Annotated in this window: 18 protein-coding genes; 13 read left to right on the top strand and 5 right to left on the bottom strand. The window is 74.9% G+C overall.

Translation table 11 applies throughout. The features are described 5' to 3' along the window. Positions 1-41: 41 nt before the first annotated feature. The 5 genes from BKA22_RS11310 to BKA22_RS11290 form a co-directional block, all read right to left on the bottom strand. A complete protein-coding gene (locus BKA22_RS11310) occupies positions 42-3413 on the bottom strand; it encodes a sacsin N-terminal ATP-binding-like domain-containing protein (protein ID WP_218866635.1) in 3372 nt (1123 codons plus the stop codon). Beyond that, complete coding sequence (locus tag BKA22_RS11305) at positions 3410-4390, bottom strand: DUF3027 domain-containing protein (RefSeq protein WP_146953452.1); 981 nt, start codon at positions 4388-4390, stop codon at positions 3410-3412. The genes BKA22_RS11310 and BKA22_RS11305 overlap by 4 nt, the downstream gene beginning before the upstream one ends. 1 nt (position 4391) lies before the next feature. Further along, complete coding sequence (locus BKA22_RS11300) at positions 4392-4775, bottom strand: cold-shock protein (RefSeq protein WP_146953453.1); 384 nt, start codon at positions 4773-4775, stop codon at positions 4392-4394. Positions 4776-4932: 157 nt separating this feature from the next. Beyond that, positions 4933-6177, bottom strand: a complete 1245-nt coding sequence (locus tag BKA22_RS11295) for a M20 metallopeptidase family protein (protein ID WP_223203626.1) — start codon at positions 6175-6177, stop codon at positions 4933-4935. Positions 6178-6233: 56 nt separating this feature from the next. Beyond that, positions 6234-7508 carry an EAL and HDOD domain-containing protein gene (locus BKA22_RS11290; protein ID WP_146953454.1) on the bottom strand — a complete coding sequence of 425 codons (1275 nt, stop codon included), beginning with the start codon at positions 7506-7508 and terminating at the stop codon, positions 6234-6236. Positions 7509-7656: 148 nt separating this feature from the next. Between BKA22_RS11290 and BKA22_RS11285 the strand changes: the two genes are divergently transcribed. The 13 genes from BKA22_RS11285 (at position 7657) to BKA22_RS11225 (ending at position 22651) form a co-directional block, all read left to right on the top strand. Continuing rightward, on the top strand, positions 7657-10065 hold the full coding sequence (locus tag BKA22_RS11285) for a helicase-associated domain-containing protein (protein ID WP_146953455.1): 2409 nt from the start codon (positions 7657-7659) through the stop codon (positions 10063-10065). A 96-nt stretch (positions 10066-10161) separates the two neighbouring features. Next, a complete protein-coding gene (locus tag BKA22_RS11280) occupies positions 10162-11811 on the top strand; it encodes a DNA repair helicase XPB (protein WP_146953456.1) in 1650 nt (549 codons plus the stop codon). A gap of 175 nt (positions 11812-11986) precedes the next feature. Next, on the top strand, positions 11987-13981 hold the full coding sequence (locus tag BKA22_RS11275; RefSeq protein WP_262926915.1) for a TPM domain-containing protein: 1995 nt from the start codon (positions 11987-11989) through the stop codon (positions 13979-13981). A 65-nt stretch (positions 13982-14046) separates the two neighbouring features. Continuing rightward, a complete protein-coding gene (locus tag BKA22_RS11270) occupies positions 14047-14814 on the top strand; it encodes a PspA/IM30 family protein (RefSeq protein WP_146953457.1) in 768 nt (255 codons plus the stop codon). Positions 14815-14956: 142 nt separating this feature from the next. Next, positions 14957-15709, top strand: coding sequence for a type 1 glutamine amidotransferase (locus BKA22_RS11265; protein ID WP_146953458.1), 753 nt, complete (start codon positions 14957-14959; stop codon positions 15707-15709). 72 nt (positions 15710-15781) lie between these two features. After that, positions 15782-16510 (top strand): response regulator transcription factor, encoded by a 729-nt coding sequence (locus tag BKA22_RS11260; RefSeq protein ID WP_146953459.1) that lies wholly within the window; start codon positions 15782-15784, stop codon positions 16508-16510. After that, positions 16507-18006: a sensor histidine kinase gene (locus BKA22_RS11255; protein ID WP_223203627.1), complete on the top strand. Its 1500-nt coding sequence runs from the start codon at positions 16507-16509 to the stop codon at positions 18004-18006. The genes BKA22_RS11260 and BKA22_RS11255 overlap by 4 nt, the downstream gene beginning before the upstream one ends. A gap of 58 nt (positions 18007-18064) precedes the next feature. Then, entirely contained in the window at positions 18065-18805 is a 741-nt protein-coding gene (locus tag BKA22_RS11250) for an HD domain-containing protein (RefSeq protein WP_146953460.1), read from the top strand. A gap of 182 nt (positions 18806-18987) precedes the next feature. Further along, positions 18988-19278 carry a WXG100 family type VII secretion target gene (locus BKA22_RS11245; protein ID WP_146953461.1) on the top strand — a complete coding sequence of 97 codons (291 nt, stop codon included), beginning with the start codon at positions 18988-18990 and terminating at the stop codon, positions 19276-19278. A gap of 19 nt (positions 19279-19297) precedes the next feature. Then, positions 19298-19573 carry a DUF4031 domain-containing protein gene (locus tag BKA22_RS11240; RefSeq protein WP_146953462.1) on the top strand — a complete coding sequence of 92 codons (276 nt, stop codon included), beginning with the start codon at positions 19298-19300 and terminating at the stop codon, positions 19571-19573. An 18-nt stretch (positions 19574-19591) separates the two neighbouring features. Continuing rightward, the gene (locus tag BKA22_RS11235) at positions 19592-20446 is read left to right on the top strand and encodes an NAD-dependent epimerase/dehydratase family protein (RefSeq protein WP_146953463.1); all 855 of its coding nucleotides are present in this window, start codon (positions 19592-19594) and stop codon (positions 20444-20446) included. A gap of 60 nt (positions 20447-20506) precedes the next feature. Continuing rightward, a complete protein-coding gene (locus BKA22_RS11230; protein WP_371863663.1) occupies positions 20507-21418 on the top strand; it encodes a putative protein N(5)-glutamine methyltransferase in 912 nt (303 codons plus the stop codon). Positions 21419-21427: 9 nt separating this feature from the next. Continuing rightward, entirely contained in the window at positions 21428-22651 is a 1224-nt protein-coding gene (locus BKA22_RS11225) for a pyridoxal phosphate-dependent aminotransferase (protein WP_146953464.1), read from the top strand. Positions 22652-22758: the final 107 nt, after the last annotated feature.

The raw sequence follows: 22758 nt of genomic DNA, 5'->3' as shown, positions 1-22758 counted from the left end.
GCTCGCGACCTGACGACCCCGGTCCGCGAACCCGCGCGCGGTCACCGCCCGCCGTCGTCCTCCGTGGGCCCCGCAGGGTCGAGCACCGCGTCGAGCACGGCGTCGAGCGCCGTGTCGAGCGCCGTGTCGAGCACGGCGTCGAGCAGCACCTCGCCCGCCCGGTCCGGGTCGCCGAGCACCCGCTCGACCGCGTGCCGGGCCGACCACCGCCCCGCCGCCCACGCCAGACCCGAGGCGAGCCCGGCGACGGTCATCGCGTGCACCTCGGTCTGCGCACCCGCACCCCGCACCCACCAGTCCACGGGTGCCCCGTCGACCGTCAGGTCCTCGTGCTCGAACCACACCGTCGGCGCACCCGGCACGAGCGGCCGGACCTGCGACGGGACGTCGACCCGTGCAGCAGCCTCTCCCGCGTCCCCGTGGACCAGGCCTGCGAGGAGGCCGTCGGCCAGGTCGGAGGCGAGCGGCACGTCGAGCAGCGACGCCAGCCGTTCCGCCTGCCGGCGCCCGGCAGCCGGCACCATCGCCGCCACGTCCGTGCGCTGCCACCAGCACGGTGCGTCGGCCACCGCGGCGTCCTCGGCACGGACCACGGCCACCCGTGCCGGCCCGACCAGGGCAGGCACCGTGGCCGGCGGCCCCGACGCGTCGTCCAGGTCCGGGTCCCCGGGCGACCCGGCCAGCGCGGCCAGGCCGCGCCACAACGCGGTGGCGGTGCGCAGGTCGACGGCCGTTCCGACCGGGCCGAGACCGGCGATCAGCGCCGACCAGGCCGGGCCGTCGAGCTCGGCCAGGGCACCGGCCCCGCCGAGCGCCCGCTGCACCTGACCGTCGAGGCCGGCGAGCAGCTCCGGGACGGCGGGCAGCGTCGCAGCGAGGACCGGCTCGGCCTCGTCCGTCGCGAACGTCCCTGCGGGCACGACACCCGAACGCTCCCGCAGCCACCACAACGTGTAGGACGGCGCGACCCCTCCCCGCTCGCCCCGGACCGGCGTGAGCAGCGCCTCGCGCAGCACCGGCGTGCGGGCGAGCCTGCGCAGCACCTCGGCCCAGGCGTCCTCGTCGACCGCGTCGAGATCCGCCACCGCGACGAGGTCGCCCACGTACTCCCCCGGCCCCAGCCGGGCACCGAGCTCGTCGAGGTAGTCGGGCCAGCCGTCGAGCTGTTGCGCGGCGAGCGCGGCGGCGTCGGTCGCATCCGGGTCGACGGCGTCACCGTCGGCCACCTGGTCGGCCAGGTCCACCAGGACCAGGTCCTGGCGCACACCGACGGTCACCAGCACCCGAGCCCCCCACCGGTCCACGGCGTCGAGCGCGATCGGTGCGAGCACACGGTCGTCGAGCAGCCGGGCCGCCGGGGAGCCGGGCAGGACGAGGCCGTGCGCGGGGGTCGGCTCACCGTCCGCGGCAGGCAGGGTGAGCAGGCCGAGCCATGCGGAGACACCCGGGGCGAGCACCCGCGCAGCCACCGGACCCGGGTCGTCCAGAGGTCCGCCGAGCTCTCCCCCGCCGTCACGTCCGTCGCCGTCCGACCGGTCGGCCCCCGCACCCAGGGCGGCGCGGACGACCGCGAGGACCGCGCCCGTGACCTCCTCGGCCAGCTCGAGGTCGTCGTCGTCCGCCTGCGCGAGCACCGCCGCACGCACCGCATCGTGCGCGAGCAGGCCGCCGGGCCCGGGTTCGAACGCGCCGAGCCGGGCCAGCAACGGGTGCGCGACCGCCGGGTCGACCACGCGCAGTCCCCACCGACCGAGCACCTCGAGCGCCGCGACCCCCACCCGCTCGACCACGTCGGCGTCGAGCAGCACCGTGCCCCGCACGCCGCGCACGACCCGCCCGTCGACGAGCGGGACCGGCAGGCCAGCAAGGGCCTCGCGCACCTGCGGCTCGGAGTCCGACGCCGCCAGCGCCGCGTACAGCGTCGACCAGGGCACCGACGGGTCGGCAGGGAGCTGGTCGACCACGTCGGCGACCGGACGCACCTCGACGCCGAGCACCCGCGCCTGCGCCTCGCGGCCCGCCGGCACGAGCACCAGGTCCGCGAGGGCGTGCGCGAGGGCACCGACCGCCACAGGGTCCCGACCGACGGCGCCCGCCACCGCGACGGCCCGGTCGGGCGCCACCAGCGCGCCGGCGCGGGCCTCGAGGCCCGCCGCTGCGTCACCGTCGTGGGACCGCAGCATCGGTGTCCGGGCCAGCCGGTCGACGACCCGGGTCCGCAGGTCCGCGTCCAGCGTGCCCGCGGCCAGGCCCGTCGGTACGAGCGCGAGCGGGTCGCCGCCGGCCAGCGCCAGGTCGTGCGCGAGCCGGGCCAGCACCTGCGCGGCGTGCTCGAGCACGGCCTGCGTGGCCGGACCGGCGGCCACGTGCCTGCGGGACGGGTCGAGCGGCAGCGTGGCGACCAGCAGCGCGGGCACCGTGCAGCCCTCGTCCGTCGGCGTCGGCGCGTGCACCACGGGGTCCCACCCCACCTGCACCCCCGCGCGCGGCACCGCCCAGGTGACCCGCCAGGTGCGGCTGCCTCGCTCCTCGACCGGCCGGTCGGCCAGCAGGTGCGCGTCGAGCACGCCCTCGCCGCTCCCGACGTGCCAGCGCGAGGCCACGTCGGCGACCCGTCGCACGGGGGTCGACGACGTGAGGTCCTCGACCACGATCTCCACGAGCCCGGGCAGGGCCAGCAGCAGCGGGTCGCCCACCGCGTCGAGCAGCGCGCGCACCTCGTCGGCCGCGACCTCGTCACGCAGGTGCAGGACCACAGCCGTGTCGTAGCCGGTCGGCGGCCGCCCGTCGGCAGGCAGCGGCAGGCGCAGCGCCGGCAACGAGCCGTCGCGCCGGCGCACCTCCTCGGCCAGCGCGGGGACGTCCGCCCCGGCGCGTTCCAGCAGTGCCCGGGAGTCCGCGAGGGAGAAGCGCACGCCCCCCGTCGTGGAGAGCACCGCGACCTCGTCGGCGACCGCCCGGACCGCAGCGAAACCGACGCCGAACCGGCCGACGACCGCGCCGGTCCCGTCGCCGTGCCCGCCCACCGGCGGCTCGCCACCGGGCCCAGGACGCTTGGCCGACGCCCGCAGCGAGGCCAACGACGCCACGCCTGCGGCGTCGAGCGGCGTCCCGGTGTTCGCGGCGACGAGCACGGGCGCGCCGGGTGCGGCACCGTCGGTCGGCGCCGCACCGTCGAGCAGCTCGTCGTCGGTCGCGTGCGTCAGCCTGAGCAGCAGCCGTCCCGGCACCCCTGCGCGCACCGCGGCGTCCGAGGCGTTCTGCGCGAGCTCGACGAGCACACGGTCCCGGTAGTAGCCGCGGGCGTGGTCCTCCTCGAGGTTCGCGTCCTCCCGCAGGCGCGCCGGTGAGACGCGCCACGCCTCCAGGACGGCGGCGCGCAGGTCCGCGGTGCCGAAGGCGTCGGGGGTCACGGCCCGGGGTCGGGCTCGTCGTCCGCCGTGACGGCCGCGTCAGCAACCGCTTCGTCGGCCATCGGCTCGTCGGCCATCGGCTCGTCGGCCACCGGCGCGTCGGCCACCGGCTCGTCGGCCACGAGGGCCTCGGCGATCGCCTCCTCGGTCTCGATCGCAGGCGCCTCGTCGGCACCCTCGACGCCGGGCTCAGCGACCGCCTCGGCAGCCGGTGCCCCGGCGGAGGGCTCGTTCGGCACGACCTCGAGCAGCAGCTCGTCGATCAGCGGGTCCGGTGCCGGCCAGTCGCTCGGCACGGCCTCGACCTCGGTCTCGGAGTGCGCACCGCACCCGTGGTCGACGCTGACGACCTTGCCGTCGTCCGGCGACCACTCGTTCGCGCACACGCCGAAGACCGTGCCGAGCGAGCCGCGCAGGGCGACGAGGAACCCGCACGAGCCGCACGCGGCGCTCGCTGCGAGCGACCCGGCGGACGTCGGCCCGCGCGAGCCGCGGTACCAGCGCTCGGCGGCCTCGTCACGACCCTCCGGCGACAGCACCCGGGCACGGGCGAGGGCGAGCTCGTCGATGGCAACCGCGTCGAGCTCGGGGTCGCCGGACGGCGTCCACCCCGGCTCCAGGCGCGGGTCGTCGGCCCGGAACGGCAGCGTGTCGCCCGGACCGATGTCCCCCGGGCGCAGGCGGTCGGCCCACGGGACCCATGTCGGGGCCAGCACGGCGTCCGGACCGGGCAGCAGCTCGGCCTCGCAGACCGTCGCGGTGCGGGCGCGTGGCACCCGGGCCACGGTGACGGTCCACTCCCAGCCCCGGTACCCGCGTGCGGTGCACGCGAACCGGTGCGAGACGAGCCGCTCCCCCTCGACGACCAGCCCGAGGTGCTCGCCGACGTCCGTGGGCTGCTCGGCGAGGCCGAGGGCGACCTCGCGGGCGAGCTCCACGGCCGAGCCGAGCACGGCGTCCTTCGTCGCGGCGGCCATCTCAGGCCTCGATGTCGTCGGCGACGGCGCGCAGCAGCGTGGCGTACTGGGTGGCGCGGGCCTTCTCCGGGTAGCGGCCGCGGCGCAGGTCGTTGCCGACCTTGTCGAGCACCTTGATGAGGTCCTCGACGATGATCGCCATGTCGTCGACGGGCTTGCGCTGCACCTTCGCGACCGTGGGCACCGGGTCCAGCAGCGTGACCGACAGGGCCTGAGGGCCCCGACGTCCGTCCGCCACGCCGAAGTCGACCTTCGCGCCGGGCTTGGGCGCGGTCACCCCCGCAGGCAGGGCGGAGGCGTGCAGGAACACCTCACCGCCGTCGTCGCTGGCGATGAAGCCGAAGCCGCGCTCGGTGTCGAACCACTTGACCTTGCCGGTGGGCACCGCAACCTCTGGGATCCTCGGAGAACATGGACGCACCCAGGCTACCGGCAAGCGGCCCCCGCGCGGTCGGTCGAGCGGTGCGGGGCCGTCGCTATCCGGGCGGCACCCTGGACGGACCTGCTGCCGGGACGGTTGCCGCAGCCTGCCGCCGGAGCCCTCAGCCCTGCGCGAGACGGTCGAGGGCGAGCGCGGCGAGCACCGCCGGGCCGACCGCGAGCGCCTCGTCGGCGAACCTGGCCTGCGCCGAGTGGTTGTAAGGGGCGGTCGCCGGGTCGGCACCGACCGGGGTCGCCCCCACGGCGAGGTACGCGCCCGGCACCTGCTGCAGGACGTACGAGAAGTCCTCGGCACCGGAGATCGGCTGCGGTGACTCGCGGTAGGCCTGCTCCCCGAACAGCCCGGTGGCCAGGCGCGCGACACGGCGGACCTCCTCGGGGCGGTTGACGGTGACCGGGTAGCCGCGCACGTGCTCGACGGTCACGCTCATGCCGTGCGCGGCGGCGATGCCCTCGCAGACCCGGGTGATCCGCCCCGGCGCGACCGCGTGCACCGCCTCGGAGAAGGTGCGGACCGTCGCGTCGAGGTGCGCGGTGGCCGGGATGACGTTGTCGGTGGTGCCGGCCGCGATCCGACCGACCGTCACGACGACGGGGTCGAACACGTCGAACTGGCGGGTGACCATCGCCTGCAGGGCGAGCACGATCTCGGCGGCGACGGGCACCGGGTCCTGCGCGAGGTGCGGCATCGAACCGTGACCGCCGGCCCCGTGGACCGTGACGTGCACCTGGTCGGCGGCAGCGAGCAGTGTGCCGGGACGCGAGGTGACCAGGCCGGTCGGCAGCGTCGAGGACATCACGTGCAGCCCGTAGGCAGCCACGACCCGTTCGCCCGCGGCGTCGAGCACGCCCTCCTCGATCATCAGGCGTGCCCCGTGGTCACCCTCCTCGCCCGGCTGGAACATCAGGACGACCGACCCCGCGATCTGCGCGCGACGTGCGGCGAGCAGCCGGGCCGCGCCGACCAGCCCGGCGACGTGCAGGTCGTGGCCGCACGCGTGCATCACGCCCTCGTGCTGCGAGGAGAACGGCTCGCCCGACCGCTCGGTGACGGGCAGCGCGTCCATGTCCCCGCGCAGCAGCACCGCCGGGCCGGGGCGCGCGCCGCGCAGGACCGCCACCACCGAGGAGAGCCCGGTGCCCGTGCGCACCTCGAGGTCGAGTCCGTCGAGCGCGGCGAGCACGAGCGCCTGCGTGGCCGGCAGGGCGAGACCGATCTCCGGTGTGCGGTGCAGCGCGTGCCGCAGCGCGACGACGTCCGGCAGCTGGGCCTCGGCGTCGGCGCGCAGCCCGGCGAGCGTGGCGGGGTCGAGCGCGGGCAGGTCGGTCGGGGCGTCGCTGGTCACATCGGTCCTCGGCGGTGAGCAGGGGTGCACGGGCACCCCGACGCTATCGCCGCAGGTCAGTCGAGCGGCAGCGGAACCGGCGCCAGGACCCCGTTGAGCACCTCGCGCGCCTCGCGCACACCGGCCAGGTACGCCATCGAGACGGCGAACATGTCCTGCGACATCTCCTCGTCCGGCTCGGTGTCGTGCTCGACCGCCGCCAGGTACGCGTCCAGGACGTCGCACGCCTCCTGCACGTCGTGCGTGGGGACGGTGCGATGGATCGAGGTGCCGAGCTCGTCGACCGTCATGTGCAGCATCTCGGCGACCATCCGCACGAGCGTCTCGGTCGAGGCGGCGAGCGGGTCCTGCGGGACGAGGATCTCGGCGGCGCTGGCACGCGCGAGCGAGCGCAGCGCGATCTCGTCGTCCCGGTGACCGGAGATCGCCAGCACCTCGAGCACGAGCATCGACCGGAACCGGTAGCGGCCCAGCAGCACGAGCGCCTGGTGCAGGTTGCGCACCCGCTGGCCCGCGCCCGCCACCGAGTTGACGACGCGGAACACCTTGAGGGTGATCGCCGGGTCTGCCGCGGTCAGCCGGGCGAGCACGCGGTACGAGACCTGCGGGTCGCCCAGCCGGACGAGCAGGCGGGAGGCGACCAGGGCGTGGTGCACGAGCGCCGGCCGGGACAGCACGACCGGACGGCGCAGGTGGTAGCCCTGGAACAGGTCGAACCCGACGTCGACGGCCAGCGTGAAGTCGTCCGCGGTCTCCACCCGTTCGGCGACGAGACGGGCACGCGGGGCGCGGCGCCGCACGTGCGCGACCAGGCCCGCGAGCTCCTCGGCCGGCACGTCGCCGAGATCGATCTTGACGTACTCGCACAGCGGGAGCATCTCCTCGCGGTGGTCGCCCGGTGCGTAGTCGTCGAGCGCGAGGGCGAACCCGCGGCGGTGCAACCGGTGCAGGCCCGCCATGACCTCCTCGTCCGGCCCGACGCGCTCGAGCACCTCGAGCACGACCCGGCGCGGGTCCAGCGGCACCGGCAGCTCGTCGACGACGAACGAGCGCGGCAGGTTGACGAACAGCTGGCCGTCGCCCGCGAGGTCGCGCGTGCCGAACTCGGTGGTCGTCGCGACGATCACCGACGCGGTCGCCTCGTCGTCCCCGGTGACCCGCACACCTTCCGGCGCGGGGCCGACGCCGACACCCGAGGTCTCGGCCGACCGGCTGGGCCGGAACAGCAGCTCGTGACCGACGGCACGGCCGAGCACGTCGTGGATGGCCTGCCTGCCCACGCAGATCTCGCGGACCGAGGGAGGGAGCACACCGAGGGACGTCGCGCGCACGCCACCGCCTTCCGTCGTCCGTGGTCGGGTCGTGCCCCTGGACCGGGTGACCTCCCCTCCTCATCGACGGACGGGAGCGGGCCCTGAGGAACCGGCGGGAAACAGCGCGTGAGAGTTCGATGAGGGGCCCCCACGTATCGTGGTGCGGATGGCCACGTTCACGGGGTACCTGCGCTCGCGCGGCGACGACATGCTCGTCGAGCTGCTGCGACGGCGCCCCGACCTGGCCACGCCCTCGCCCGCGACCCTGACGTCGTTGGCAGCCCGGGCGACGAACCGGACAGGTCTGGACCGCGCGCTCGCCCAGGTCGACGCCCAGGTCCTGCAGGTGCTCGAGGCGGTCGTCGCCCTGGGACCCGTGCCGCGCGACCGCGTCGTGCAGGCCGTCGGGGCCGACGGGCGCGCCGACGTGGCTGCGGTCGGCCGGGCGCTCGACGAGGCCGTCGCGCTCGCGCTGCTCTGGCCCGAGGACGACGCACCCGACGCCGCCCTGCACGCCGGGCCCGGGCTGGCCGAGGTGCTCGGCCCGTTCCCCGCCGGGCTCGCACCGGCCGACGGGGGCGAGGCCGACGGCTCCTCCGCCCGCTCTGCCGGCCATGTTGCTGCGGGCTCCGCCGGCCATGCCGCTGCCCGCTCCGCCGGCCATTCCGCCGACGCGATCGACACCCTGCTCGGCGACGCACCGCCCGGGGCCCGCCCGGTGCTCGACGCTCTCACCTGGGGACCGCCGGTCGGCGTGGCCCCCGCGGCCGGCTCGCCCGCGGGGGCCGCCGTCGGCTGGCTGCTGCAGAACGGGCTCCTCGAGCGCGGCGACGCCCGCCACGTCGTGCTGCCCCGCACGGTCGCCCTGGCCCTGCGCGGCGGCCGCACGCACCGGGAACCGGCCCGCACGCCCGAGGCGTGGTCGGGTGCGGCCGCGCGGCCCGCCGAGCTCGTGGCCACCGAGTCGACCGCAGCGGCCGAACGGGTCGTGCGCCTCGTCGCGCACCTCGTGCGGCTGTGGGGCAGGACGCCTCCGCCGGTGCTGCGCGCCGGGGGCCTCGGGGTGCGCGACCTGCGCCGGACGGCCGGGCTGCTCGAGGTGGACGACGGCGAGGCCGCGTTCGTCGTCGAGCTGGCCGGTGCCGCCGGGCTGGTCAGCGACGACGGCGAGGAGTCCCCGTCGTTCGTGCCGACCGTCCTGGCCGACGAGTGGGCCGCGGCCTCGCTGCCGGACCGCTGGGCCCGGCTGTCCGCGACCTGGCTGACCACGAACCGCACGCCGTGGCTGGTCGGCGGCCGCGACGAGCGCGGCTCCGTGGTCGCGGCGCTCGACCCCGAGCTGCACCGCCCGTGGGCGCCGCGTCTGCGCCGCTCGGTGCTCGAGGTGCTGGCCGGTGCGCCGCACGGCCTCGCGCCGACTGCCGACCAGGTCGTCGCGACCCTGCGCTGGCGTGCACCGCGCGCGGTCCCGCCGGTCGCCTCGGTCGCCGCCGTGCTCCTCGAGGCGTCGCGGATCGGGATGACCGGCGCCGGCGCCCTCTCGGACGCCGGGCGTGCCCTGCTGGCCGGGCCCGGCGGCGACGCAGGGTCGGCCGAGGGCGCGGGTTCGGCCGAGAGCGCGGCGTCGGCGGCGCTCGCCACGACCCTGCCCGAGCCGGTGGACGAGGTGCTGCTGCAGGGCGACCTGACCGGCATCGTGCCCGGCAGACCGAGCCCGGAGCTGGAGGACCTGCTCGACCGGGCGGCCGTCGTCGAGTCGCGCGGAGGTGCGCTCACCGTGCGGTTCACGCCGACGTCGGTGCGCGGCGCCCTCGACGCGGGCAGCACCGCGGACGACCTGCTCGCCGAGCTGGACGCACGGGCGCGCGGCGGCGTGCCCCAGCCGCTGGAATACCTGGTCAGGGACGCCGCCCGCCGTCACGGCCGGCTGCGCGCGGGCGTCGCGTCGAGCTACGTGCGCGCCGACGACCCGGCGCTGCTGGCCGGTCTGGTCGACGACCCCCGGCTGTCGCGGCTCGGGCTGGTCCAGCTCGCGCCGACCGTGCTCGCCGCGCAGGCCCCGACGGCCGAGCTGCTCGACGCGCTGCGCGAGCACGGGCTGGCCCCCGTCGCGGAGTCGCCCGACGGGCAGGTGCTGCACACGGCACCGACGGTCCACCGCGTGCGCGGACGTGCGGCGGACCGGGTGCGTCGACGCACGCTCGACGGCGCCCCGCCGCCGGCCGGGGACACGACGGCCCGGCTCGGCTCCCTCGTGCGGCGGCTGCGTACGGCCGAGCGGCACCAGGCCGACGACGGTACGAGCTCGGCACCCGTGGCCGGCGCCCCGTCGCACGGCCCGACGTCCGAGCCCGGTGGAACAGCCGAGCCCGCCGAGGCGTTGGTGCTCCTGCGTGAGGCGGCAGCCGAGCGCGCGCAGGTGTGGGTCGAGCTGGTCGGCTCGCACGGCGTTCCGCAACGCCGCCTGCTGCGTCCGGTGCTCGTCGAGGGCGGTCGGCTGCGCGCGGTGGACACCGAGCGGGAGGCCGAGCTGACCGTCGCCGTGCACCGCATCGCCTCGGTGCGACGCGCCTGAGGCAGCGCACGACCTGTTCGCACCGCACGTCCGCACCACGTCCGCACCACCAGCGAGAACCGATCGGTCACCGATCCCGAAGCCCAGGAGGCGCGCGTGCCCGACGGCCCGCTCATCGTGCAGAGCGACAAGACGCTGCTGCTCGAGGTCGACCACGACCAGGCCGAGGCCTGCCGGCGCGCCATCGCGCCGTTCGCCGAGCTCGAGCGTGCGCCCGAGCACGTGCACACCTACCGGCTGACGCCGCTGGGCCTGTGGAACGCCCGCGCCGCCGGGCACGACGCCGAGCAGGTCGTGGACGTGCTGCTGGAGTACTCGCGCTACCCGGTGCCGCACGCGCTGCTGGTCGACGTCGCCGAGACGATGTCCCGGTACGGCCGCCTGCAGCTGGTGCAGGACCCGGTGCACGGCCTGGTGCTGCACGCCCTGGACCCGGCGGTGCTCGCCGAGGTCACCCGTTCCAGGCGCACCGCCGGTCTGCTGGGGGCGCGGATCGACGAGACCGACGTTATCGTGCACCCCTCGGAGCGCGGCCACCTGAAGCAGGTGCTGCTGAAGATCGGCTGGCCGGCGGAGGACCTGGCCGGGTACGTCGACGGCGAGGCACACCCGATCGAGCTGCGCCAGGACGGATGGTCCCTGCGGCCGTACCAGCAGCAGGCCGTCGACGGCTTCTTCCACGGCGGGTCCGGCGTCGTCGTACTCCCATGTGGTGCCGGCAAGACGCTGGTCGGGGCCGGCGCGATGGCCCGGTCCGGCACGACGACGCTGATCCTGGTGACGAACACCGTCTCGGCCCGGCAGTGGCGCGACGAGCTGGTCAAGCGCACGTCGCTGACCGAGGACGAGATCGGCGAGTACTCCGGTGCCCGCAAGGAGATCCGCCCCGTCACGATCGCGACGTACCAGGTGCTGACCACGAAGCGGAAGGGCGTGTACACGCACCTCGAGCTGCTCGACGCGCGCGACTGGGGCCTGGTGGTCTACGACGAGGTGCACCTGCTGCCCGCGCCGATCTTCCGTATGACGGCCGACCTGCAGGCTCGCCGGCGCCTGGGCCTGACGGCCACGCTCGTGCGCGAGGACGGTCGCGAGGACGAGGTGTTCAGCCTGATCGGGCCCAAGCGGTTCGACGCGCCGTGGAAGGACATCGAGGCGCAGGGCTACATCGCCCCGGCCGACTGCGTCGAGGTGCGCCTGACACTGCCCGACGCGGAGCGCATGACGTACGCGACCGCCGAGCCCGAGGACAAGTACCGGCTGGCGGCGACCGCCTCGGGCAAGAACAAGGTCGTCGAGCAGATCGTCGCCGCGCACGAGGGTGCCCCGACGCTCGTCATCGGCCAGTACCTCGACCAGCTCCACGAGCTCGCCGAGCACATCGGTGCCGACCTCATCACCGGGGAGACGACCGTGCGGGAGCGTCAGCGGCTGTTCGACGCGTTCCGCGCGGGCGAGATCACCAAGCTGGTCGTCTCGAAGGTCGCGAACTTCTCGATCGACCTGCCCGAGGCGTCCGTCGCGGTGCAGGTCTCGGGCTCGTTCGGGTCCCGGCAGGAGGAGGCCCAGCGGCTCGGGCGGCTGCTGCGACCCAAGGGCGATGGGCGCACGGCGCACTTCTACACGGTCGTCGCGCGCGACACCGTCGACCAGGAGTTCGCCGCCCACCGGCAGCGCTTCCTGGCCGAGCAGGGCTACGCGTACACGATCCTCGACGCGGAGGACCTGGAGGCGGGCCGGGGCTGAGGCCCGGCTCCACCCGCTCGCGGCGAGCGGGGCGTGGCGGGGGCGTGGCGGGGACGTGGCGGGAACCCAGGCCTGTGGATGAGCGTTGCGCGGGGTGCAAGCCTGAGAAAGGATCGAACCCGTGCCTCCCCTTCGTCGTCGCAGGTCCATGCCGTCCGGCGCTCGGCGGTGGTCCGTGGCCGCTGCGCTGGTCGCGGGGCTCGCCCTGTCGACCGCCTCACCCGCCACCGCTCTCGTCCTGCCCGCGGCCGACCCGCTGACCCTGACCTCGGAGATCACCGACCAGGTGGGCGCGCTGGACGGCAGCACCGCGCAGGTGCAGGACGCGCTGGACCAGCTGGCGACCGAGACCCCGTACCAGCTGTACGTGGTCTACGTCTCCGACTTCGGCGGCGCGACACCCGAGGCGTGGACGCAGCAGACCGCCCAGAGCTCGGGCCTCGGCTCGAACGACCTCCTGCTCGCGGTCGCGGTGGACGCCCGGAAGTACTTCCTCGCCCCCTCGAGCGTGGACGGGATCACCGAAGGCGAGCTGACCGCCGTCTCGGCCCAGACCGAGGACGCGCTGCGGGACGAGGACTGGGCCGGCGCCGCGATCACGACCGCCGACGGGATCCGCGAGGCGGCGACCGGCTCCTCGGGCGGCTCCGGCTTCGTCTGGGTGCTGCTCATCGGGCTCGTCGTCATCGGGGCCGCCGTGGCGTACTCCGCCGCGTCCGCCCGGCGCCGCAAGGGCAGCGGTCCGGTGATCACCGGACCCGGCGCCCCGGGCGAGCGCCCCGCCGGTGACGGGCTCGACGCGCTGCCGACCGAGGAGCTCGACCGCCGCTCCGCCTCCGCACTGGTCTCCCTCGACGACGCGCTGCGCACGTCCGAGCAGGAGCTGGGCTTCGCGCACGCGCAGTTCGGGGACCAGGCCGTGGCCGAGTTCGACGCGACCCTCGCCCGGGCGAAGACGCAGGTCACCGAGGCCTTCCGGCTCCGGCAGACGCTCGACGACGACATCCCCGACACCGAGCAGCAGGTCCGCGGCACGGCGCTGGCGATCATCCGCCTGTGCGCCCAGATCGCCTCCGAGCTCGACGCGCAGACCGAGGCGTTCGACGCGCTGCGCGACCTGCAGGCCACCGTCGCCGACGCGCTCGACACCCACGAGCGGACCGCGACCGCGCTGCACGCCCGGATCGACACGGCCCGGGCGGCGCTCGCCACCCTCACCGCGACGTACCCGGCCCAGGCCCTGGAGTCCGTGACGCACAACCCCGACCAGGCCCGGCTGCTGCTCGAGCAGGTGACCGCGACGATCGGGCAGGGTCGGGACGCCGTCACGCGGGGCGAGCGGGGCACGGCCGTCGGCTACGCGCGTGCCGCCGGCGAGGCCCTCGGCCAGGTCACCACCCTGCTCGACGCGGTCGACCACGCCGGGCAGGACCTGGCGGCGGCCGGCGTGCGCCTCGCGGCCGCGATCGAGTCGATCAGCGCCGACCTGGCCGACGTGGACCGTCTCGCCGCGGGCAGCCCCGAGGTCGGCCCGCTCACGCAGGACGCGCGCACCGCGATCGAGCAGGCGCGCTCCGCACGCGACGGCGGTGGTGACCCGCTCGCGGCGCTGCGCCGGATCACCGACGCCGAGGCCGCGCTCGACGCCGCGCTCGCCTCCCGCAGGCAGGCCGAGGAGCTGGGCCGACGCGCGCAGTCGCAGCTCGCCGAGGCCCTGGGTCGGCTCGACTCGGCCCTGCGGGCCACCACCGACTACGTCGACACGCGGCGCGGAGCGATCGGACCCGAGGCGCGCACCCGGCTGGCCGAGGGCGCACGCCTGCGTCAGGCGGCGATCGACCAGCGCACGACCGACCCCGCGGCCGCCCTCGACGCGGCACGCCGGGCCGAACAGCTCGTCGTGGAGGCGCAGCGGCTCGCGCAGGCCGACGTCGCCCGGGCGGACCAGGACCGCGACGGCTGGGACGGTCGCGGAGGCCGCGGCGGCGGCGGTCCGTTCAACGGGGTCGGCGGCATGGTCCTCGGGGGCATCCTCATCGACTCGATCCTGCGCGGCGGTGGTGGTGGCGGCTTCGGCGGCGGCCACCACGGTGGCGGCAGCGGCGGCGGGTTCGGCGGCGGGGGCAACGGCGGCGGGTTCGGCGGCGGAGGCAACGGCGGCGGGTTCTGACCCCTCAGGTCACGAGCCGCAGGGCAGCAAGGACGCAGGTGTTCCAACGACGAAAGGCACGACCGATGACCGAGAAGCAGTCCATCTTCGGACGCATCACCCAGCTCGCCCGGGCGAACATCAACGCGCTGATCGACAGCGCCGAGGACCCGCAGAAGATGCTGGACCAGCTCGTGCGCGACTACACGAACTCGATCGCGGACGCCGAGAAGGCGATCGCCCAGACGATCGGCAACCTGCGCCTGGCCGAGCAGGACTACAACGAGGACGTGCGCGCCTCGGGCGAGTGGGGCCAGAAGGCGCTGGCCGCCTCGGCCCGCGCCGACCAGTACCGCGCGACCGGTGACGCGCTGAACGCGGACAAGTTCGACAACCTCGCCAAGGTCGCGCTCGGCAAGCAGATCACCGCCGAGCAGGAGGTCCGCGACGCCGAGCCGATCATCGCCCAGCAGCGCGAGACGGTCGAGAAGCTCAAGTCCGGGCTGGCGATGATGAAGGACAAGCTCGGCCAGCTCAAGCAGCGTCGCGACACCCTCGTCGCCCGGCAGAAGTCGGCGCAGGCGCAGCAGACGGTGCAGACCGCGATCTCCTCGATCAACGTGCTGGACCCGACGAGCGAGCTGTCCCGCTTCGAGGACAAGGTGCGCCGCGAGGAGGCGCTCGCCATGGGCCAGGCGGAGATCGCCGCCTCGAGCCTGGACTCGCAGTTCGCCGAGCTGGAGCAGTCGACCGCCTCGCTCGAGATCGAGGCCCGTCTCGCGCAGCTGAAGTCCGGCGGCTCGGCACCGCAGATCGCACCGACCCCGGTGACCCCGGCGATCGAGGCCCCCTGACCCGACCGGTGCCGTCCCCCTGCGCAGCCGCGCGGGCGGACGGCACCGGCCCGTCGTGGCCACGTCGTGGCAGCGTTCCCAGAACGTGACCAGGACGTGACCTGGGCGGCTGCAGTCGTGGGACGAGTCGGGGGTACCGTGCATGCTCGTGAGTCCCCAGCACACCCCCCTCGTCACCGTCGTGCAGCTCGATGCCGGCGTCCCGCTCGACCGCTTCGCCCACTGGCTGGACGGCGTCGAGACCCGCACGGTGCACGCCTACCGCGGCGAGCACCTCGACCTGGCAGACGTCGGTGACGGCCTGCTCGTGCTCGGCGGCCAGATGTCCGCGCTCGACGTGGACGCCCCCGGCATCACGGCGACCCGTACGCTGCTCGCCGATGCCGTCGCGTCCGGCGTGCCGACCCTCGGCATCTGCCTGGGCGCCCAGCTGCTCGCCGTCGCGACCGGCGGCCGCGTGCAGGTGGCGGCCCCTCCCGGGCCCGAGGCCGGCGTGATCGAGGTCCGGTGGCGCCCCGAGGCCCTCACGGACGCCCTCGTCGGCCCGCTGCTCGACCCGGGCACGCCCGAGGACCACCGAGCGACCCCCATGCCGTCGATGCACGCCGACGCCGTCGTGGACCTGCCCCGCGGGGCCGTCTGGCTGGCGCACTCCCGGCAGTACCCGTACCAGGCGTTCCGGGTCGGCGCCTCGGCGTGGGGCCTGCAGTTCCACCCGGAGGCGTCCCCCGCGACGCTGCACGCCTGGGCCTCGCTGCACGAGGACATCGACACCGACGCGGTCGACGCGGCCGTCGCGCAGCACGACGCGTCGATCGCCGCCCACGGTGCCCTGCTGGCCCGCACGTTCGCCTCGGTGGTCCGCGAGCGGACCGAGGACGCCGTCCTCGTCTGACCGTCACGGGCGTTCCCGGCGCGTCGAGCCAGCTCCCAGGCGACGCCCAGGAACGCCCGGCAGACTGGGCCCATGACCGCCCCGTCGTCCGCGCCCGAGGCGCGTCTGCTCGTCGTCGACGACGAGCCGAACATCCGCGAGCTGCTCGCCACGTCGCTGCGGTTCGCGGGGTTCGAGGTGCACGCCGCGGCGGACGGCGGGCAGGCCCTCAAGCTGGCCCGTGAGGTCGAGCCCGACCTGGTCGTGCTGGACGTCATGCTCCCCGACATGGACGGGTTCACCGTCACGCGCCGACTGCGGGAGAAGGGCCAGCACGTGCCCGTGCTGTTCCTCACCGCGCGCGACGACACGTCCGACAAGGTCCAGGGGCTCACGGTCGGCGGCGACGACTACGTCACCAAGCCGTTCAGCCTCGAGGAGGTCGTCGCGCGCATCCGGGCGATCCTGCGCCGCACCCAGCCCGGCGAGACCGACGACGCGAGCGTGCTGCGCTACGCCGACCTCGAGCTCGACGACGACTCACACGAGGTCCGCCGCGCCGGTCACGACGTCGAGCTGTCCCCCACCGAGTTCAAGCTGCTGCGCTACCTCATGCTCAACCCGGGCCGGGTGCTGTCGAAGGCACAGATCCTCGATCACGTGTGGCAGTACGACTGGGTCGGCGACGCGAACATCGTCGAGTCCTACATCTCCTACCTGCGCCGCAAGATCGACCAGCTCGACGACGCCGAGGGGCACCGCCTGCCTCCGCTGATCCACACCAAGCGGGGCGTCGGGTACCTGCTGCGCGAGCAGCCGTGAGCCCCAGCCGGCTGCGGGTCCGGTGGGCCGGGGTGTCGTTGCGCTCCCGGCTCGTCGCGATCATCGCCGTGCTGCTGGGAGCCGGGCTGATCCTGGCAGGGGCGGCCGCGGCCACCCTGCTGCGCAGCACGTTGCTGGACCAGGTCGACGCCAAGCTCCAGTCCGAGGCGGTCGACCAGACCGACATCTCCCGGCGGTCGGACTCGTCGAGCAACAGCTACGCGCCGAGCGACTACTTCGTGCGCCAGCAGGTCGCGGGAGTCGAGTCGACGTACCAGTCCCCTGCTGCGGCGGAGCACTACGGTCAGCCAGAGATCCCCGACCTGACGGCGGACGAGGCTGCGGCGATCGCAGGCGTGCCCTTCACCGTCCCGTCCACCACGGGTGGCTCGAGCTGGCGGGTCGTGGCATTCCCCGGGCGGACACCGCTCGGGCAGCTCGGCTCGGTCGCCGTCGCCCTGCCGCTGATGGACGTCGACCGCACAGTGGAGAAGATGGTCCTCACGCTCGTCCTGAGCGGCCTGGGCATCGTGCTGCTCGGCGTCGTCGCGGGCGGGTGGGCCGTGCAGCGCTCGCTGCGCCCGTTGCAGGAGATCGAGACCACGGCTGCGGCGATCGCCGACGGCGACCTGTCCCAGCGCGTGCCGCCCGCCCCGGAGTCCACCGAGGTCGGTCGGCTGTCCGCCGCGCTCAACGGCATGCTGACCCAGATCGAGCAGGCCTTCGACGCCCGCACGGCCTCCGAGGAGCGGATGCGCCGGTTCGTCGCCGACGCCTCGCACGAGCTGCGCACCCCGCTGGCGACGATCCGCGGCTACGCCGAGCTGTACCGCATGGGTGCCCTGACCGAGCGCGACCAGGTCGACGACACGATGCGCCGCGTCGAGCAGTCCGCCACGCGCATGGGCGCGCTGGTGCAGGACCTGCTCGCGCTGGCCCGGCTCGACGAGCGCCGTCCGATGAGCGCCGTCCCTGTCGACCTGACCGTGCTCGCGGGCGACGCGCTGAGCGACCTGCACGCCCTGGACCCCGGCCGCTCCGCGCGTCTCGAGCCGCTGGGTGCCGGGGGCGCGATCGGACCCTGCGTGGTCACCGGCGACGAGGCGCGGCTGCGGCAGGTCGTGGCGAACCTCGTCGGCAACGTGGTGCAGCACACGCCGGCAGGGTCGCCGGTCGAGCTCGCGGTCGGCGTCCGTGACGGCGCCGGGGTGCTGGAGGTCCGCGACCACGGGCCGGGCATCGACCCCGTGCACGCCGCCCGCGTGTTCGAGCGCTTCTACCGTGTGGACGCCTCACGGACCCGTGAGTCCGGTGGTGCTGGCCTCGGCATGGCGATCGTCGCGGCGATCGTCGACGCGCACGGCGGCGCGGTGGACCTGCGGGCGACCGTGGGTGGCGGGACCACGGTGAGCGTCCGGATCCCGCTCGGCGGCGCGGCGTCCGTCTCGTCCGAGAGCGTCACGGATCGTCCTGTGCACAGCCCGGACATTTCCTGAACCGGCGGGGCTACGATGACGGGTCCGAGACATGTTCGCCGTCACGTGAGGCTTGTTCATGGGCGTCATCGACGCACCGCAGTGGTTGTTGTCCGCGTACCAGCGCAGCGCAGGGGAGGCCGGCGCGACCGCCTCTCCGGGCGAGCTGCACGACAGGGCCGAGGCCCTCGTGGCACGGTGGAGCGCACCCGGCCGGGAGTTCCACAACCTGCGACACCTGGTCGACGTCCTGCAGCGGGTCGACGAGCTCGCGGAGGAGACGCACGAGCCGGCTCTGGTCCGCCTCGCCGCCTGGTACCACGGGGCGGTCTTCGACGCCGCCGACCGCAAGGCGTACGCCAACAAGGGCGGTGAGGACGAGGTCGCCAGCAGCGACCTGGCCTACACCGAGCTGACCGCCCTCGGGGTGCCGGAGGACCGTGCCCTGCGGGTCCGGGACCTCGTGGTGGCCCTCGTGCGGCACTCGCCCGACCCGAGCGACTTCGACTGCGCGGTGCTGTGCGACGCCGACCTGGCGATGCTGGCCGCCGAGCCGCAGCGCTACAAGGCCTACCTGCACGACGTGCGCGCCGAGTACTCGCACCTGCCGGTCGAGGACTACGTGCGGGCCCGCGTGCGGATCCTGCACAAGCTGCTGGAGCGGGAGTCGCTGTTCGTCAGCCCGCTCGGCGCGGCGTGGGAGGAGCCGGCCCGGCAGAACCTGTCGGCCGAGCTCCAGCGCCTGGAGAAGGAGCAGAGCCGTCTGGCCGAGGAGGCCGCGGCACGGCAGGCGGCCGAGCAGTCGGACGTCGACTCCTGATCGCACCCCGGGCGTGCTCCCACCGAGCCGCCCACAGCCCCGCACGCTGCTGATGTCACGAGCGCCGGCCGGACCTCCCCGCAAGGGCTCCGGCCGGCGCTCGTAGCGTCGGGACCTCCACCGCCGGACCACGGCCGCACCCTCCCGGGTACCGGTCGTCCGGCCACCCGGGAGGTTCATCCATGAGCAGGTACGAGGTCGACAGCGCACAGCTCGCGACGTCCGCCGCCGCCGTCCAGGCCCGCGCCGCCACCATCCGCACCGAGGTCGCGGCCATGCACCGCCAGCTCGCCGAGCTGCAGGCCGGCTGGAAGGGCGCGGCGGCCGGGGCGTTCGCCGGGGTCATGGCCGACTGGTCGAGCACCGAGACCCGCGTCGACGCCTCGCTCGAGCAGATCGTGACCGCGATGAACACGGCGGCACGCACCTACGCCGAGGCCGAGTCCCAGGCGAGCCGGTTGTTCGTGCGCTGACGCGACGTACGCTCGGCCGGTGACCGTGCTCGTCGACCCGCCGCTGTGGCCCAACCACGGGCGGTCGTGGGGGCACCTCGTCTCGGACGAGTCGCTGGCCGAGCTGCACGCGTTCGCGGCACGTGCGGGCCTTCCCGAGCGGGCGTTCGACCTGGACCACTACGACGTGCCGGACGTCCGCTACGACGACCTGGTGGCGCTCGGCGCGGTCCCCGTCTCGGCGCACGAGCTCATCCGGCGGCTGCGCGCCTCCGGCCTGCGGGTCCCGGCGAAGGACCGCACCCGGCACCGCTGAGGGTGCAAGGATCGCCGCATGCGCATCGCAGTCACCGGAGGGTCAGGCAAGCTCGGACGGACGGTGGTGCGTGAGCTGTCCGCCGCGGGTCACGCCGTCGTCAACCTCGACAGGGACGGCACCCGTGGGCCGGGCTTCGTCCGGGTCGACCTCACCGACTACGGGCAGGTCGTCGACTCGCTGACCGCCGTGGGCGACCAGCACGAGGGCGTCGACGCGGTCGTGCACCTGGCCGCGGTGCCCGCCCCGGGGATCGTGCCGGACGTGACGACGTTCCACCACAACATGGCGGCCACGTTCAACGTCCTGTGGGCCGCGACCCGCCTCGGGGTGCGACGGATCGTGCACGCGTCCAGCGAGACCGTCCTCGGCCTGCCGTTCGAGACCCCTCCGCCCTACGTCCCCGTCGACGAGGAGTACCCGGCCCGGCCCGAGTCGACGTACTCCCTGGGCAAGCACCTGGAGGAGACGCTCGCGATCGAGCTCGTCCGGTGGAACCCGGAGCTGGCGATCACCTCGCTGCGGTTCTCCAACGTGATGGACCCCGAGGACTACGCGCAGTTCCCGTCGTTCGACGCCGACGCACGGCAGCGTCGCTGGAACCTGTGGGGTTACATCGACGGTCGGGACGGTGCCCAGGCCGTGCTGCGGGCGCTCGAGACCGCACCCGCCGGCTACGACCGCTTCATCATCGCCGCCGCCGACACCGTCATGGGTCGGCCGAACGCCGAGCTGCTCGCGGAGCAGTTCCCCGGCGTGCCGGTGCGGGGCGACGTCGGGGTGCACGACACGCTGCTCTCGATCGACAAGGCCCGTCGCCTGCTCGGGTACGAGCCGCGGCACAGCTGGCGCGACCATGCCGAGGGGGCCTGACCGTTGGTCCCGGCAATCGGGGAGCCCGCCGACGCCGCGCCCGCACCAACGCCCCTGGCCGTGCCCGTGCCCGTGCCCGTTGCCGCGTCCGGCACGCAGCCGGATCACCTGGACGCCGTCGTCGTCCGCCTGCGTGCCGCGGGCTGCGTCTTCGCCGAGGACGAGGCGACCCTGCTGCTCGAGGCCGCGACCGGCGCCGACGGCGTCCCGGACCTCCCGGAGCTCGAACGGCTGGTGGAGCGCCGCGTCGAGGGCCTGCCGCTCGAGCACCTGCTCGGCTGGGCGCAGTTCTCCGGACTGCGCGTGGGGGTCGCTGCCGGGGTGTTCGTGCCCCGACGCCGGACCGAGCTGCTCGTCCGGGAGGCGCTCGCGCTCCTCCCCGGGCCCGGTGGCATGCCTGCGAGGGACGGCGGCGGACCGGTGGTGGTCGACCTGTGCTGCGGCTCGGGCGCGATCGGGTTGGCCGTGGTGACCGCACGGCCGGACGTGAGGCTCGTCGCGGCGGACGTCGACGACGCCGCCGTCGCCTGCGCGCGTCGCAACCTGGCCCCGCACGGCGTGCTCGTCCTGCAGGGCGACCTCGACGCGCCGCTGCCCGCCGACCTGCGCGGGCGGGTCGACGTGCTGACCGCGAACACCCCGTACGTCCCGACGGGCGCGGTCGCGCTGATGCCGCCCGAGGCCCGGCTGCACGAGCACGCCGTGGCGCTCGACGGCGGGCCCGACGGGCTCGACCTGCAGCGCCGGCTCGCCGCGGTGGCCGCCCGGTGGCTGGCCCCCGGCGGGCACGTCCTGGTCGAGACGAGCGAACGGCAGGCACCCGCCGCCGTGGCCGTGATGGCCGAGCACGGCCTGCACGCCCGTGTCGTGTCCGACGACGACCTGGACGCCACCGTCGTCGTGGGCACGCGCGCACCGACACCCGGGCGACCACGGTCCGACCTGGGAGGGGACGGCACGCGACGGGACTAGTCTCGAACCATGCCGCTGCGTCCCCTCGACCAGTCCGCCAAGCTGCGCCACGTGCTGTACGAGATCCGCGGCAAGACGCTCGACGAGGCGGCACGCCTGGAGGCCGAGGGGCACACCGTCCTCAAGCTGAACACCGGCAACCCGGCGGCCTTCGGCTTCGACGCACCGCACCAGATCGTGCGGGACGTCATCGCCGCGATCCCCCTGGCGCACGGCTACTCCGAGTCGCGCGGCATCCTGTCGGCCCGCCGGGCGATCGTCACCCGGTACGAGACCACGCCGGGCTTCCCGTCGATCGACGTCGACGACGTGTTCGTCGGCAACGGCGTCTCGGAACTCATCACGATGGTCTGCCAGGCGTTGCTCGACGAGGGCGACGAGGTGCTCGTCCCCTCCCCCGACTACCCGCTGTGGACCGCGATGACGAGCCTGTCCGGCGGGCTCCCGGTGCACTACCGGTGCGACGAGACCGCGGGCTGGGAGCCCGACCTGGAGCACCTGGAGTCCCTGGTCACCCCGCGGACCAAGGCGCTGGTCGTCATCAACCCGAACAACCCGACGGGTGCCGTCTACTCGCGCGAGATCCTCGAGGGCATCGTGGCGATCGCGCGGCGGCACAGCCTGCTGCTCCTGGCGGACGAGATCTACGACCGCATCCTGTACGACGGTGCGCAGCACGTCCCGCTCGCTTCGCTCGCCCCCGACCTGCTCTGCCTGACGTTCAACGGGCTGTCCAAGACGTACCGCGTCGCCGGGTACCGGGCCGGCTGGCTGGCGATCACCGGACCACGCGACCACGCGCGCGGGTTCCTCGAGGGCATCACGCTGCTGGCGTCCACGCGTCTGTGCCCGAACGTGCCGGCGCAGCACGCGATCCAGGCGGCGCTCGGCGGCGTGCAGTCCATCGACGCGCTCATCGCGCCCGGAGGCCGGCTGCACGTGCAGCGCGACGTCGCGTGGCGGGGGCTGACCTCGATCCCGGGCGTCGACTGCGTCCGTCCGGACGGGGCACTGTACCTGTTCCCGCGGCTCGACCCCGAGGTGCACGAGATCCGTGACGACGGCCGGCTCGTCTACGACCTGCTGGTCAGCGAGCACATCCTGCTGGTGCAGGGCACGGGCTTCAACTGGCCGACGCCCGACCACCTGCGCGTCGTCACGCTGCCCGAGGCCCGGGTGCTGTCCGAGGCCGTGGAGCGCATCGGCAACTTCCTGTCGAGCTACCACCAGTAGCCGCGGCCCGCGGCGACCTCGCACGCAGGCCGCACGGGCCTCGCCGGACCTTCCGCGGTGCCGCGGGAACGCCGGAGGGCCGGCCACCCGTAGGTGACCGGCCCTCC

The organism is Cellulomonas soli, from assembly GCF_013409305.1.
GTDB lineage: Bacteria > Actinomycetota > Actinomycetes > Actinomycetales > Cellulomonadaceae > Cellulomonas > Cellulomonas soli.
The sequence above is the reverse complement of the archived record's forward strand: the minus strand, read 5'-3'. Positions and strand labels throughout refer to the sequence as shown.

Excerpts from the sequence above, each read along its gene's own strand:
- BKA22_RS11305 (WP_146953452.1), bottom strand. The coding sequence starts at position 4,390 with ATGGCCGCCGCGACGAAGGACGCCGTGCTCGGCTCGGCCGTGGAGCTC.
- BKA22_RS11285 (WP_146953455.1), top strand. The coding sequence starts at position 7,657 with ATGGCCACGTTCACGGGGTACCTGCGCTCGCGCGGCGACGACATGCTC.
- BKA22_RS11270 (WP_146953457.1), top strand. The coding sequence starts at position 14,047 with ATGACCGAGAAGCAGTCCATCTTCGGACGCATCACCCAGCTCGCCCGG.
- BKA22_RS11265 (WP_146953458.1), top strand. The coding sequence starts at position 14,957 with ATGCTCGTGAGTCCCCAGCACACCCCCCTCGTCACCGTCGTGCAGCTC.
- BKA22_RS11260 (WP_146953459.1), top strand. The coding sequence starts at position 15,782 with ATGACCGCCCCGTCGTCCGCGCCCGAGGCGCGTCTGCTCGTCGTCGAC.
- BKA22_RS11250 (WP_146953460.1), top strand. The coding sequence starts at position 18,065 with ATGGGCGTCATCGACGCACCGCAGTGGTTGTTGTCCGCGTACCAGCGC.
- BKA22_RS11245 (WP_146953461.1), top strand. The coding sequence starts at position 18,988 with ATGAGCAGGTACGAGGTCGACAGCGCACAGCTCGCGACGTCCGCCGCC.
- BKA22_RS11235 (WP_146953463.1), top strand. The coding sequence starts at position 19,592 with ATGCGCATCGCAGTCACCGGAGGGTCAGGCAAGCTCGGACGGACGGTG.
- BKA22_RS11225 (WP_146953464.1), top strand. The coding sequence starts at position 21,428 with ATGCCGCTGCGTCCCCTCGACCAGTCCGCCAAGCTGCGCCACGTGCTG.